The sequence below is a fragment of the Streptomyces sp. NPDC046349 genome (assembly GCF_055587885.1).
This window is the reverse complement of the sequence record NZ_JBVJFK010000019.1, coordinates 72,928-86,610: the sequence shown is the minus strand read 5'-3', so window position 1 is coordinate 86,610 and position 13,683 is coordinate 72,928. Positions and strand designations below refer to the sequence as shown.

Here is a 13,683-nt window from a genome sequence, read left to right as displayed (position 1 = left end):
GGTACTGCAGGGGGGACCCTGTGGGAGAGTAGGACGCCGCCGAACAATCATTGTGGGAAAGCCCCGCACCTTCTGGTGCGGGGCTTTTCTGCGTTTAAGGGTGCTTTCGCCGCGACGGCCGGGTCCGAAGGACGGCCCAACGACCGGGTGGTGACGTGCTCGATGGCTCTGACGTGCGTAATCATGAAGGAAGTCGGGCGGATGGATGGCTAGGATCTTCGCTCATGAACGGAGTCCAGCACGTGATACGTCCGGTGCGCGCAGACGAGTGGGCGAAGGTCAAGGAGCTGCGGATAGCCGGCCTCAAGGACCCGGCTGCTCCGGTCGCGTTCCTCGAGACGGTGGAGCAGGCCGAAAAACACCCCGACGAATTCTGGCAGGGGCGAGCCGCGGGAGCGTCCCACGGGCGGGCTGCGCGACAGTTCGTGGCGGAGGCCCCCGACGGGCGCTGGGTCGGCACGGTGTCCGTGCTCGTCGAGGAGGGCGGGACCATCGACTTCTTCGGCCAGGCCGTCGAGCGGACACAGGGGCACCTGGTCGGGGTGTTCGTACGGCCCGAGCAGCGCGGCACCGGGCTGACCGAGGCCCTGTTCGCGGCCGCGCTGGAGTGGGCCTGGGGGCTGGAGGCGCCGGTCCTGGAACGCGTACGGCTCTTCGTGCACGAGGACAACGCGCGGGCCGGGGCCTTCTACCGGAGGTACGGGTTCAAGGCGACCGGCACGGTCGTGCCGATGCCCGGGAACCCGGAGGCCAAGGAGCTGGAGTACGCCCTCCGTCGGCCCGACGCGGCCTAGAGGCCGGCTCCGGGCCAGCGGGAGCGGGCCTGCTCGCGGCTGCGGCACAGGGCCAGGAGGGGAAGCGGGTCCCCGGTCAGCAGCTCCGGGAGCTGGGGGATCGGGGCCACGGCCGCCACATCGTCCAGCACCAGCGAGAGTGGTGGGTCGAGCCGACCGTGGGATGACCGTGCGGCCATGCGGCGGCCGTGCTCGACCACGTGAGAGGCGAGTGCGGTCAGCAACGGCATCGCACCCGGGTGGGTGCGAGGGTCCTCCAGAGCTTCACCCACCACATACAGGGTTCCCCCTTCGGCCAGGAACGAAGCCAGGGTGAGCGAATCCGTTCGGTTCGTGGTGCAGACCTCGCGGATGTGGATCGATGTCAGGCAGGAGAGGGCACGGGCCGTCAGGTTCTGCGCCAGTTCGCGGCGTTCCGGGTGCGCGGTCAGGGCGCTCTCCAGTTCACCGGCCGCGCCCGCGGCGGCACCGGGGTGCGTGCGCAGGATGCGTACCGGGTCCTGCGCGCTGTTGCCCTGGGCCCAGCGGTGCAGCTGCTTGAACGGGCGGTCGTCGAGGGCGGCAGCCTGGAGCCAGCTGCGCAGGAGCGTTTCGGCGGTGTCGGCGACAGCTTCGTCCATCCGGGCCTGTGGGCGTACGGGGGCCAGCAGGGCGACAGCGCGGGCGGATGCGGCGTCGCGGTCGGCGCAGCCCTCGGCGGGGTTCCAGTGCATGCGGGCCGGGGTGTCGCACAGGTGGGAGGGGTCGTAGAGGAGGACCGGGCCGAGTTTGGCGCGGGCGTCCTTGGTCTCCGCCCACAGGGTGGGGGAGGAGGTCACGACCAGGGCGGCGCCTTCCGCCTCGCCGATGCGGTGGGCCGCGGCGCGCAGACGGTCGTCGGGGCCGCCGTACGCGAGGCCCTGCGGGGCTGGAGCGGGGGTGACGGTGCTGGTTGCCGGCCCGAGCGGGGCGTAGCCGAAGCCGTAGCGGTAGGCGTCGTCGCCGGGGCTGCCGGGGCTGCCGGGGCTGCCGGGGCCGGGCTCCAGCGCCACGGGCGCCGTCGGGGCCGGACCGGCCGCGACGGGAACGGGTGCGGGGCGCAGGCCGTCGGGGGCGCTGCTCCCGGACCCCCGCGCCTCCGACGCCGCCGGCGCGGGAGTGGGGGTCGTCGAGGCCGGATGGGTCGCAGGTGTGGGGGCCGTTGGCGGGATCGCCGTCTGCGCCGGTGCCGGCTGGTAGGGGCCTGGTACGGGCGCCCGTGACTCCTGCTTCGCCAGGGCGCGGCGGGCCTTGGTGCGGGCCACCACGCCGATCGCGAAGACCGTCACGACGAAGAGGATCAGCAGCTGGCTGACGAACAGGCCCCAGAACAGGCCCCAGCCGGAGAGGGCAGCCGGGTCGGTGTCGGGCCAGGCGGCCGGGATGTCGTGTGGCTGTGCTATCAGGGCGCGGACGGCCGTCGGGGTCCGGGTGAAGGTGACGGTGCCCGGCCAGGAGCCCTTGGCGAAGAGCGAGGCCAGCCCGGTGGCCGTCCAGACGAGGACGGCCAGGCCGAGGAGGAAGGCCAGCAGGGCGACCAGCAGGCCGTCCGGGATTCCGCCGCCGCGCGCCGCGGGCTCCGTACGTCGTGCGTCGTGCATGGTCAGGCCACCGTGGTCGCGGATCCGGGGCTGCCGCTGCCGCGGCTGCGTTCGATGGACAGGGCGCGTTCCTCCGCTTCCAGTTCGGCGGCGAGGAGGTCCGCGGGGAGGCGGGCCGAGGCGGAGGACTCGGTCATGGCGCGGTCGGTGAAGACCAGGGGGCGTTCGGCTTCGGTGATCAGGTGTTTGACGACCTGGACGTTGCCGTTGACGTCCCAGACGGCGATGCCGGGGGTGAGGGTCGGGATGATTTCCACCGCCCAGCGGGGCAGGCCCAGGACCCGGCCCGTGGCGCGGGCCTCGTCCGCCTTCTGGGCGTAGATCGTTCGGGTCGAGGCCATCTTGAGGATGGCTGCTGCTTCGCGGGCCGCGGCCCCGTCGACGACGTCGGAGAGGTGGTGGACGACGGCGACGAAGGACAGGCCGAGACGGCGGCCGAACTTCAGGAGGCGCTGGAACAGCTGAGCGACGAAGGGGCTGTTGATGATGTGCCAGGCCTCTTCGACGAGGAAGATGCGCTTCTTGCGGTCGGGCCGGATCCAGGTGTGCTCGAGCCATACGCCGACGATCGCCATGAGGATGGGCATGGCGATGGAGTTGCGGTCGATGTGGGAGAGGTCGAAGACGATCAGGGGGGCGTCGAGGTCGATGCCGACGGTCGTGGGGCCGTCGAACATGCCGCGCAGGTCGCCGTCGACGAGGCGGTCGATGACGAGCGCCACGTCGAGGCCCCAGGCCCGGACGTCGTCTATGTCGACGTTCATGGCGAGTGCGGATTCGGCCTCGGGGTGGCGCAGTTGTTCCACGATGTCGGTCAGGACGGGCTGGCGGTCCCGGATGGTGTCGACGACGTGGGCGTGGGCGACCTTGAGGGCGAAGCCGGCGCGCTCGTCGAGGCCGTGGCCCATGGCCACCTCGATGATGGTCCGCAGCAGCGCGAGCTGGCCGGTCGTGGTGATGGCCGGGTCGAGGGGGTTGAGGCGGATCCCGGTGTCGTTGGCGGCGATCGGGTCCAGGCGGATGGGGGTTATCCCCAGCTGCTGGGCGATCAGGTTCCATTCGCCGACGCCGTCCTCGCCCTGGGCGTCGAGGACGACGACCTGGCGGTCCTTGAACCGGAGCTGGCGCAGGACGTAGGTCTTCTCCAGGGCGGACTTGCCGTTGCCGGATTCGCCGAGGACCAGCCAGTGGGGGGCCGGGAGCTGCTGGCCGTACAGCTGGAAGGGGTCGTAGATGTAGCCCTTGCCGCTGTAGACCTCGCGGCCGATGATGACGCCGGAGTCGCCGAGGCCGGGGGCGGCCGTGGGCAGGTAGACGGCTTGCGCCTGCCCGGTGGAGGTGCGTACGGGCAGGCGCGTGGTTTCGACTTTGCCGAAGAGGAAGCTGGTGAAGGCGTCCGTCAGCGCTGTCATGGGATCTCGCATGGGCGGCTTTCCCTCCAGCTAGCGTCGGATGCCGGTGGCGAACGGCAAGGTGTTGACGAAGGCGCGGTGGTGCTCGCGGTCGCACCACTCCAGCTTCAGGTAGGACTTGCCGGCCGAGGCGCGGATGGTCCGCTTGTCGCGGGCGAGGGCCTCCGGTGAACGCGACGACACCGTGATGTACCCGACCAGGTTGACCCCGGCAGCGCCGCTGGCGAGGTCTTCACCCCTCTGGTCGAGCCGGCCGTGGGCGGCGATGTCGCGGGGGTCGACCGTGCGGTTCATCTTGGCGGCGCGGGAGGCGTCGGCCTCGTCGTTGGTCTTCTCGGTGAGCATGCGTTCGATGGCGACCTCGGTGGGCTCCAGGTCCATGGTGACGGCGACGGTGCGGATGACGTCGGGGGTGTGGACGAGGAGGGGGGCGAGGAAGTTCACGCCGACGGGGGTCATGGGCCATTCCTTGACCCAGGCGGTGGCGTGGCACCAGGGGGCGCGGGTGGAGGACTCGCGGGTCTTGGCCTGGAGGAAGGTGGGTTCGACGGCGTCGAGTTCGGCGGGCCAGGCGTTGCGCTTGGTCATGGCCTGGATGTGGTCGATGGGGTGGTCCGGGTCGTACATGGAGTGCACGAGGGAGGCGAGGCGGCCCTGGCCGAGGGGCTGGCGGACGCGGATGTCGGCCTCCGCGAGGCGGGCGCAGATGTCGGTGAGCTCGCGGGCCATGACGATGGCGAGGCCGGCGTCGCGGTCGAGTTTGCGGCCCTTGTGGGGGGTGGAGGCGCGGGCGATGGTGACGGCTTCGGCGGCCAGGTCGCGGGTGTAGTGCATGCAGGCGACGAGGTAGGCGCGGTGCTGTTCGGAGGAGGTGGACACCATCGACTGGAGCTGGTCGTAGGAGTCGCGCAGCCAGACGGGGGCCTGGGTGTCGCCGCGCTGGGCGACGTCCTTTGCGTGGGCGTCGGGGTCGGCGGGCAGGGTGCGGGCGAGCATCTGGAGGCGGGTGACGAAGCCGTCGCCGTTGGCCACGTGCTTGAGGAGGGTGCCGAAGCGGTCGACGAGGGCTTCCTGGTCCTCGCTGTCGCGCAGGCCGACGCCGGGGCCCTCGATCTCGATGGCGGCGGTGACGGTGCGGCGGTCCGCGTGGAGGAGTACGGCGATCTCGTCGGGGCCGAAGGGGGCGGCGAGCCAGTTGATGCGGCCGATGCCCGGGGGCGGGCCGACCTCGACCTCGCGGCCGTCCGCGGCCCGGACGCCGGCTTCCATGGCGCCGGAGCGGTAGGTGGTGCCGCGGCGCAGGGTGCGCTTGTAGCTGCGGCTGATCTCGAACCAGCGGTAGAAGGTGCGGCCCTTGTACGGGACGTACACGGCGGCGAGCGCGAGCACGGGGAAGCCGACCAGACTGACGATGCGCAGGGTGAGGTCGGGGACGAGAAGTCCGCTCATCATGCCGAAGAACGCCCCGGTGATGATGAGGGCGATCTCGCCGGTCTCGCGGTTCTTGCCGACGATCGCGTTCGGCCGGGCGCGGCCGATGAGATACGTGCGGCGGGGCGCGACCGGGTGCAGCTGGTGGGACTGGGACGTCAACGCCCGTCACCTCCTGTGTTCCTCGTGCTCGAGCTCGTGCGGGGCGGGGGTGCGGCGGAGGGGACAGATCCGCCGCCGCCCCCGCCGCCGGAGGCGGGGCGGCTGCTGTGGGCGGCCACGCCTCCGGAGAGGGGGTTGGCGGGGCGGGGCGCGCCGCCGCCGTCGCCTCCGCGGTGGGCGCCGCGGCTGCTGTGGGTCTTGATGCCCTGGGAGACGAGGGAGGCCGGGGAGCTGATGACGGCGGCGGCCTGGGCTCCGTCGGTGGCTTTGCTGCGGCCCGCGCGGGCGGAGGCGATCTCGTCGCCGAAGCCGGGGACGAAACGGTAGATCACCGCGGAGGCGAAGATCGCCAGGAGGATGATGGAGAGGCCGGTGACGACGGCGGAGAAGGCGCCCGGGCCTTGTTCGCCGGTGAGGGCTCCGGCGAGGCCGAGGACGATGACGATGACCGGCTTCACGAGGATGACGGCGATCATGATGCCGGCCCAGCGGCGGACGTGGCCCCAGAGGTTGCGGTCGACGAGCCCTGAGTAGACGACGACCCCGAGGAGGGCGCCGACGTAGAGGAGGGCGGCGCGGATGAAGAGCTCGAGGAAGAGGATGCCGGCGGCGAGGACGGTGACGAGGGCGACGACGATCAGCATGATCGGGCCGCCGCCGATGTCGTCGCCCTTCTTGAGGGCCTCGGAGAAGGAGCCGAAGAAGACGTCGGTCTGGCCGCCGGTGGCGGAGGCGATGACCTCGGTGACGCCGTCGGTCGCGGAGACGACGGTGTAGAGGATCAGGGGGGTGAAGGCGGAGGCCAGGACGGTGAGCCAGAGGAAGCCGATGGCTTCGGAGATGGCGGTGGTGAGGGGGACGCCGCGGACGGCTCGCTTGGCGACGGCGAAGAGCCACAGCACGAGCGTGAGGATGGTGGAGGCGGCGAAGACGACGGCGTACTGCTTGAGGAAGGTGGCGTTGGTGAAGTCGACGTTGGCGCTGCCGTTGACCGCTTCGCTGAGCTTGGTGACGATCCAGGCTGCGGCGTCGGCGCAGCCCTTGGCGAGGGAGGCGAGGGGGTTGAGTGCGTCTCCGCCGTCGCTGGGGGCCAGTCCCGTTCCGGGTGTGGCACCGGATGCGCCTGTGCCGTTCTGGCAGTACTGCTTGGAGGGGCCGTCGAGCAGGGCGCAGGGGTCGTTGGTGGGCTGAGGTGTGGAGGCGGGCGAAGTCGGATCGGGCGCCGCGTAGGCGCGGGTCGCCAGGGACGCGAGGGCCACGTGGGCGGAGGCGATCACGCCCAGCCGGGCGGGAAGCCGGAGGCTAGCGGGCATAGGTGAATCCTCCGAATTCCTTGATGGCCTTGCTCATGTCGTCGGACGTCGACACGGGGACATCGCCGGGAACCGGGGCGGGCCCGTCCTGCTGGGTGTCGTCGACGACTTTCCAGTCCCCGCCGACCCAACTCAGCTCGAAGGTCCAGGTCTTCCAGAGGGTCCGTACCGGGTCGGTGGACTTGGTGCCGGACATGCCGATCAGGCCGGTGTACCAGACGGAGACCTTGGCGGCGGTGGGGGTGTAGCTCTCCACGCGGGTGCCGATCGGGACGGTGCGGGTGACGAAGGTGCTGCCCTGGGGGGCGTTTCCGTTCGCGTCGAGGCCGAGCTTGGCGAGGAAGGCCGCTGAGTAGGCCTCGTCCTGGGGGCCCTTCATTCTGGACGCGACGTCGGGTGCGTAGATGCCGTCGACGAGGGCGTGGCGGGTGTTCTTCCGGAACATGCCGTCCGAGCCCAGGGCGACCGCGAAGTTGGCGGCGGCCGATTGGGCGCCCTGTTCGTCTTGGGTGAAGCCCTTGGGGATGCCGGCGGTTTTGCCGGTGACCGGGTCCGTGCCCGTGGCGGCCGTGGAGGCGGCGGCCGGGGCGTCGTCCGAGGGGCGGTCGTCGGGGGTGTCCGGGGACTGGTTGGCGAAGGCGATGGCGGCGATCAGGAGGACCACCACGCCGACCACGGTGACCAGGCTGCGGGGGGCGCGGGAGGTGCGGCGGGCGGGGCCGTACGGGTCGGCGGCGGCTTCGGGGAGGCGGGTGCGGGTCTGGCCCGTGCCGCCGACCTCGCCGTAGCCGGCGCCGCCGTACTGGTCGTCGTTGCTCATTCCGTTTCCGCCCCCTCCGCGTCGTACGACGGTAGCGCTGGTTCCCGCGTGGATGCGGTGTGGTGAGTCCTCATCAGGCGGGGACACCGGTGGTCGGTCGGGTCAGACGGCCATTCCGTAGACGATCGTGAAGAGCGTGCCGAGGGAGCCGATGATGAAGACGCCCGTGAGGCCGGCCACGATCAGGCCCTTGCCCTGTTCCGCGCTGAACGTGTCGCGCAGGGCGGTCGCGCCGATGCGTTGTTTGGCCGCGCCCCAGATGGCGATGCCGAGGCAGAGGAGGATCGCCACGGCCATGACCACCTCGATCATGACCTTCGCTTCGTTGCCGAGACTGCCGAACGGCCCCCAGTTCGGGGCGATTCCGCCGATGATGGTGGTGATGTCGCCCTTTTCGGCTGCCAGGATCATGTAACTCACCGCCCCTGTATGGGTAGTTCCGGATGCCCGCTGCCCGACGGCAGGGGTCACGCACTATCTTCGCTGATGAAACCGCCGCCGTCGTCGACTTGTCGGCTCTCTTTACCCGATCTCGCGGCCCGCGACCGGCTTCCGCGCTCTGACCTGGGCCGGGCTGCCGTCCATCCGCAAGAACGTGCGGTCACTCTGTGTATCACGGGGGGTGACGCCGGGCAATGATTGTCCTGTCGGCGTACGGGGGGCGGGGCGAGGGGCCGCCGTTCGGAGCAGTGGGGTCGCGTGTCGTTGGGCCGACTCGCTGACATATGTCCGACATTCCGTCAGTAATCCATCCGTACATGCGATCGGGGGCGAAGCTCCACGTCGTCAGGTAGGACGACGCAGGGAGTGAAGGATGGGTTCATCGATGAGGGCGGGCCGGCGGCTGGGGTCGGCGGCGGGTCTGGCGGTGCCGCTGGTGCTGGTGCTCGGGGGCGTTTCGGCACCCGTGGCGGCCGCGGACGCCGTCGGCGCGCAGGGGGCGGGGGTGGCCGGGGCCTGCGGGAAGAAGACCGGGGCCACCGCGAAGGGGAAGTCGAAGGCGGCGCCCGGCGCCCGCGGCACGGCGTGTCCGACGCGGCGCTTGGGACCGAAGCCCAAGGCGGAGCGGGGTCCGGCGGGGCCGCAGGGGCCGCCGGGGCCGTGCGTGGACATCGACACGGTCGGGGTGCCGGGGTCGATGTCGGGCGCGGAGTACAGCGCGGCGCTGACCCGGGGCCGGACGTACGTCGGCTACCGGAGCGCGCCGACCGGTGCCTACGCGTGGAAGGACCTGACCAACTACCGGCAGACGCCGGGATATCCGCGGAACGCCTGCGGGGTGTCCGTCAAGGTCGCCGACCGGGTCTACGTGAAGGTGCTCACCACCTCCGGCGCCGTCTTCGAGACCTCGTGCACGCTGACACTGACCTGCACCCTGGGCTGGGCCGCGGTCATCAATCCCTGATCTTCGGGACCGCTGCGTTGTCAGTGGGGTGCGGCAGGCTGGAGGGATGACGACTACCTGGACTCTTGCGGATCTCGAGGCGGCCATTCGGGCGGGGTGGTCCGCCGATACCGCCGAGCCGGCCGACATCAGCCGGGTGCCCTGGACTCCGGAGAATCCGGCCTGGGGGCAGTGCGACATCACTGCCCTGGTCGTGCAGGACCTCGTGGGCGGGGACCTGGTGCTGGGCGAGGTGTTCCGCGAAGGCCGGCAGGAGGGCTACCACTGGTGGAACCTGCTGCCCGGCGGTATCCGGGTCGATCTGACGCGGGAGCAGTTCCGGCGGGGGGAGACGGTCACGCCCGGGCGTGTGGTGAAGCGGCCGGGCGGGCGGCTGAACCGGCGCTGGGAGGAGTACCAGCTGCTGCGGCAGCGGGTCATCGACAAGCTGGGGCCGCTGCCGGGGGTGATGGTGGCGCAGGACGGGCGGCGCCTGGCGTACACGGACTTCGGCGGGCCGGGGGCGCCGCTGCTGGCGCTGCACGGGCATTTCGGGTCGGGGGCCGCCTTCGAGCGGCTGGCCCGGGAGGTGGGCCCGTCCTGGCGGGTGATCGCCCTGGACCAGCGCGGCCACGGGGATTCCGACCGGGCGGGGGAGTACACGCGGGAGGGGTACGTGGCCGACGCGGCTGCCTTGCTGGAGCACGTGGGGCTCGGTCCGGCGGTGGTACTGGGGCAATCGCTGGGCGGGGTCAATGCGTACCAGCTGGCCGCGCGGCGGCCGGATCTCGTGCGGGCGGTGGTGGTCGAGGACATCGGGGCGGTGGTCGACGGCGACCTGTCGTTCGCGCGGGCGTGGCCGCGGCGCGCCGAGACCCGGGCCGGGTTCCTGGCGGGGGTGGGCAGCTCGGCGCCGTATCTGGACGGGTCGGTCCGGGAGCATGCGGACGGCTGGGGGGCCGCGTTCGACGTGGAGGACATGGTGGTGTCCCAGCAGGAGCTGAACGGGGACCACTGGGGGGACTGGCTGCGGGTGCAGGCACCGACGCTGCTGGTGCGGGGGGACCGGAGCGGGGTGCTGTCGGCCGAGCACGCGCGGGAGATGACGGTACGGAGGGCGGGGGTGCGGCTGGTGGAGTTGCCGGCGGGGCACGCGGTGCGGGAGGGGGACCCGGAGGGGTACTTCGCCGCGGTGCGGGGTTTCCTGGCGCGGGTCGGCCCGGGGGCCGCCGCCGCTGCCTGATCGCCGCCGCTGCCTGGTCGCCGGGCCGGGCGGGATGCCGCGCCTCGCGAGGGCAGGGTCACCGCTTGGGCGGCGAGGCTCCGGTCGGGCCGGGGCGGCATGGCCGCGGGCGGCAAGGACGCGGGTCGGCAGGGCTGCCGGGCGGTTGTGCTGCCTGGTCGCCCGTGTGCCGTGGGGACCTTCGGCAGCCGGTGCGACTGTGTTCCCGGCTGCCCGGCTGCCCGGTGATCCGGCCTGCGGGCTTCGGGTCGCGTCGGGCTCCGGGCCGGCCCTCGGGGGGCCGGCCCGCCGTGGTGGGGCCGCGTGACCGGGCGGGGAGTGCGCCGTCGTCGGGCGGCCCGCGGGTGGTTCGTAGGGTGCTCCTGGGTTGCAGGGCGTTGTGACGCAGGTCACGGGAACTCCGCCGGGGTTGCCGGACAGCCGACAGGAGTGACCACAGAGATGCGAACTCGGGTGCGGTCCGGGGATCCGGATGCCTATGCGGAGCTGTTCGACAGCTATTCCCGCACCCTGTACAACCATGCCTTCCGGATGACCGGGGACTGGGCCGTCGCGGAGGACGTCATGTCGGCGGCCTTCATGGAGGCGTGGCGGCTGCGCGGCACGGTCGATCCCGAGGGCGGCTCCCTCCGGCCCTGGCTCCTGGGGATCACCACCAACCTGGCTCGCAACCACTGCCGCAGCAACCGCCGCTTCCGGGCAGCCGCGGCCGCCGCAGCGGCGGCCGCGGGTGCCGCGTCCGTGCCCGATCACGCCGAAGAGGTGGCCGGCCGGCTGGACGACCGGCAGCAGATCGCGGCCACGCTGACGCAGTTGAGCGCACTGCGCGGACCCGAGCGCGAGGTCCTCCTGCTGTGCCTGTGCGAGGGGCTGGAGTACGCCGAGGCCGCGCGGGTCCTCGGCATCCCCGTCGGAACCGTGCGCTCCCGGCTGTCCCGGGCCCGTACGAAGCTGCGCAAACTCGCCGACGCGGAAATGAAGAAGAACAGACGGGAACCCGAGGGCCGCTCCCGACAGACATATGACGACCGCGCGAAGACGGTCCGGTCCGCACAGGAGGGAATCTGATGAACGCCGACCTTTCCCGGCGCCACCCGGCCGGCCGGGAGGACAGTCCCCTCCCCCTGCCGTTCGCCGAACGGGAACTGCCCGCGGGCCGCCACCGGTTCCACAAGGAGCGGCTGATGGCCCAGATCCACGAAGACCTCCGAACCGCCGACGCCGGCACCACCAGCGCCCCTGCCCCGCGCAGGGCGACGCGCAAGCCCTTCCTGAACCGCGCGTTCCTCGTTCCCGCCGCGGCCTTCGCCCTGGCCGGAGCGCTCGCCGCCGGCTTCCTCACCTACGTGGACCGGGGCGCGGCGGACGGAACCGGCTCCACGATCGCCACGGGTCCGGCGATGACCACCCGCATCGGCACCGCCGACGCCAAGGGGACGCCGCAGCTCCTGGACCGCATCTCCCTGGCGGCCGCCTCGACCGGCGGCGGGTCGAAGGTGCGCGCGGACCAGTTCATCTACATCGGGAGCAAGACGGCCACCACCTACGTGAAGAGCGTCGGGGACAAGCACACCCTGGTCAGCGAAGAGCTGCACATGCGCCACCAGTGGAACTCCCCGGACGGCCGTGACGGCTGGCTGATCGAGCCCGGCAACACCGGCCCGAAAGGTATGACCCTGGCGGGGAAGGACGAGAAGGGGGAGACCCCGACTCCGTACCTCAACGCGCCGACCTACAACTACCTCGCCGGGCTGCCCACCGATCCCGACGTGCTGCTGAAGAAGATCTACGAGGAGACCCGGGGGATGGGCCGCGGGCCCGACCAGGAAGCCTTCACCACGATCGGTGACCTGCTGCGTTCGAGCTATCCGCCGGCCGAACTCACCGTCGCGCTCTACAAGGCCGCGGCGAAGATCCCCGGTGTGGTGGTCGTGGACGACGCGGTCGACGCCGCGGGGCGCCAGGGGCTTGCGGTCGCCCGGCTCGACGAGCAAAGCGGGCAGCGGGAGGAGTGGATCTTCGATCGGCAGACGCTCACGTACCTCGGTGAGCGGACCGTCCAGGTGCAAGGTGAGGCCGGCGAGGGGGGACTGATCAAGCCGGGCACGGTCGTGTTCACCACGGCCGTGATGACCCGGACCGTCGTCGACCGGTTGAAGGAGATCCCGGCTTCGGCCGGCTGACCCTTCGCCGGCCGCGGGCTTGGCGGAGCCGGGCCCGGAGCCGGGGCCAAAGCCGGGGCCGGCGGCTCCGGGCCCGCGGGTCGCGTGCGGCGCCGCGTTGCGGGGACCGGAAGGTCGGGGCTCCGCCCCGGCCGCGCGCCTCAATCGCCGGCGGGGCCTGAGAGGGCGGCTCCGCCCGGCCCCGCGCATCGAGTGCAGGCCGGGTCAGGTCCAGTGGGCGGGGCGGGTGAGGGTGGGGGGAATGCGGGTCTTCGGGTCGCCGTGGGCCGCGTTCAGTTGGGGCTGGGTGAGGAAGATTGCGCCGCGGAGGTCCGCGCCGCGCAGGTTCGCGTCGCGGAGGTCGGCGCCGATCAGGTCGGCCGTGCGGAGGTCGGTGCGGGAGAGGTCGGCGGCGATCAGGTAGGCGCCGCGGAGGTTCGCGCCGCGCAGGTTCGCCCCGCAGAGGCGGGCGCCCATCAGGTCGGCGCCGCGGTGGTTCTTCCTGCGTCCCGGGACCTTGGCCCGTACGAGTTCGCTGGTCTCGAGCAGCAGGGTGTTGACCCGGCCCCGCAGGGCCGTGACGTCCAGGGCGGCGAGGGCCCCGGCGTCGGCGCGCGTCCACTGCTCCGTCTCGGCGAGCATGCTGCGCAGGCCGGGGTGGAGGGGGGTCGCGTCGGGGAGGCTGAGGGCCTGGGCCATGTAGAAGAGGAGTTCGTGCAGCTGGCGCATCACCGGGAAGACGTCGAACATCTCCGCCCGGGTCTCGGGGTGCGTGCGCCAGTCGCGGCCGCCGAAGGTGACCTGGGAGACCTGCTGGCCCGCGCCGAAGCAGTCGAAGACGGTGCAGCCCGGGAAGCCCTGGTCGCGCAGTCGGGTGTGGATGCCGCAGCGGAAGTCCTCCCGGAGGTTCTTGCAGGGGGTGCCGGCGGGCTTGTTGACGGCGAAGTCGTTGGACTTGGCGAACGGCAGGGCGACGCAGCAGAGCGCGAAGCAGTTCGCGCAGTCGGCTCGCAGGAGCGGCAGGCCGGGCTGGTCGGGCTGGCTGGGCAGGCTCTGGGACACGCGTTCATTGTCGCCGGTCGGAGGCGGCCGGGCGCATCCGGTGCCCGCTCCAGGGCACGCCGTCGCAACCGTCGCAACTGTCTCGACGGCCGCCGTGGTGCGGAAGCCGAGCTTCTCGGGGAGACGCACCGCACCGGGTTGTGGGGCCGGACGCGGGGGCCGACTCCGGGAGGGCCGGCTCGTCGAGGCCGATGGAGACGGCGTGGGACGAGCCGCTCGCCCGCAGAAGACCTGCCGCCGGCCTCGGGCGCGATCATGACGCGGGCCATGCGGCCGGTGTC

12 protein-coding genes are annotated in these 13,683 nt (G+C 72.1%); 5 read left to right on the top strand and 7 right to left on the bottom strand.

Annotated elements, in window-relative coordinates; genetic code table 11:
* Positions 1 to 224: 224 nt before the first annotated feature.
* Positions 225 to 794 (top strand): GNAT family N-acetyltransferase, encoded by a 570-nt coding sequence (locus tag ACZ6JS_RS33980; RefSeq protein ID WP_469303776.1) that lies wholly within the window; start codon positions 225 to 227, stop codon positions 792 to 794.
* On the opposite strand, the gene ACZ6JS_RS33975 is transcribed toward ACZ6JS_RS33980, so the two are convergent.
* From ACZ6JS_RS33975 to ACZ6JS_RS33950, 6 genes are all read right to left on the bottom strand, one after another.
* On the bottom strand, positions 791 to 2,413 hold the full coding sequence (locus ACZ6JS_RS33975; protein ID WP_469303774.1) for a P-loop NTPase family protein: 1,623 nt from the start codon (positions 2,411 to 2,413) through the stop codon (positions 791 to 793). The genes ACZ6JS_RS33980 and ACZ6JS_RS33975 overlap by 4 nt on opposite strands.
* 2 nt (positions 2,414 to 2,415) lie before the next feature.
* Positions 2,416 to 3,837 (bottom strand): ATP-binding protein, encoded by a 1,422-nt coding sequence (locus ACZ6JS_RS33970; RefSeq protein WP_469303772.1) that lies wholly within the window; start codon positions 3,835 to 3,837, stop codon positions 2,416 to 2,418.
* An 18-nt stretch (positions 3,838 to 3,855) separates the two neighbouring features.
* Positions 3,856 to 5,418, bottom strand: a complete 1,563-nt coding sequence (locus ACZ6JS_RS33965) for an SCO6880 family protein (RefSeq protein WP_469303770.1) — start codon at positions 5,416 to 5,418, stop codon at positions 3,856 to 3,858.
* The gene (locus ACZ6JS_RS33960) at positions 5,415 to 6,731 is read right to left on the bottom strand and encodes a hypothetical protein (protein WP_469303769.1); all 1,317 of its coding nucleotides are present in this window, start codon (positions 6,729 to 6,731) and stop codon (positions 5,415 to 5,417) included. The genes ACZ6JS_RS33965 and ACZ6JS_RS33960 overlap by 4 nt, the downstream gene beginning before the upstream one ends.
* On the bottom strand, positions 6,721 to 7,551 hold the full coding sequence (locus ACZ6JS_RS33955) for a DUF8175 domain-containg protein (RefSeq protein WP_469303767.1): 831 nt from the start codon (positions 7,549 to 7,551) through the stop codon (positions 6,721 to 6,723). The genes ACZ6JS_RS33960 and ACZ6JS_RS33955 overlap by 11 nt, the downstream gene beginning before the upstream one ends.
* A 102-nt stretch (positions 7,552 to 7,653) precedes the next feature.
* Positions 7,654 to 7,962: a hypothetical protein gene (locus ACZ6JS_RS33950; protein WP_008742356.1), complete on the bottom strand. Its 309-nt coding sequence runs from the start codon at positions 7,960 to 7,962 to the stop codon at positions 7,654 to 7,656.
* A 403-nt stretch (positions 7,963 to 8,365) separates the two neighbouring features.
* On the opposite strand from ACZ6JS_RS33950, the gene ACZ6JS_RS33945 reads away from it, so the two are divergent.
* The 4 genes from ACZ6JS_RS33945 to ACZ6JS_RS33930 all read left to right on the top strand — a co-directional run bounded on the left by ACZ6JS_RS33945 (position 8,366) and on the right by ACZ6JS_RS33930 (position 12,361).
* Complete coding sequence (locus ACZ6JS_RS33945) at positions 8,366 to 8,956, top strand: hypothetical protein (protein WP_469303765.1); 591 nt, start codon at positions 8,366 to 8,368, stop codon at positions 8,954 to 8,956.
* Positions 8,957 to 9,002: 46 nt separating this feature from the next.
* Positions 9,003 to 10,178 carry an alpha/beta fold hydrolase gene (locus ACZ6JS_RS33940; RefSeq protein WP_469303764.1) on the top strand — a complete coding sequence of 392 codons (1,176 nt, stop codon included), beginning with the start codon at positions 9,003 to 9,005 and terminating at the stop codon, positions 10,176 to 10,178.
* Positions 10,179 to 10,619: 441 nt separating this feature from the next.
* Entirely contained in the window at positions 10,620 to 11,246 is a 627-nt protein-coding gene (locus tag ACZ6JS_RS33935; protein WP_469303763.1) for an RNA polymerase sigma factor, read from the top strand.
* Positions 11,246 to 12,361, top strand: a complete 1,116-nt coding sequence (locus tag ACZ6JS_RS33930) for a CU044_5270 family protein (protein WP_469303761.1) — start codon at positions 11,246 to 11,248, stop codon at positions 12,359 to 12,361. The genes ACZ6JS_RS33935 and ACZ6JS_RS33930 overlap by 1 nt, the downstream gene beginning before the upstream one ends.
* A 204-nt stretch (positions 12,362 to 12,565) precedes the next feature.
* Here the strand turns inward: ACZ6JS_RS33930 and ACZ6JS_RS33925 are convergent, their stop codons facing one another.
* Positions 12,566 to 13,402: a pentapeptide repeat-containing protein gene (locus ACZ6JS_RS33925; RefSeq protein ID WP_469303760.1), complete on the bottom strand. Its 837-nt coding sequence runs from the start codon at positions 13,400 to 13,402 to the stop codon at positions 12,566 to 12,568.
* Positions 13,403 to 13,683: the final 281 nt, after the last annotated feature.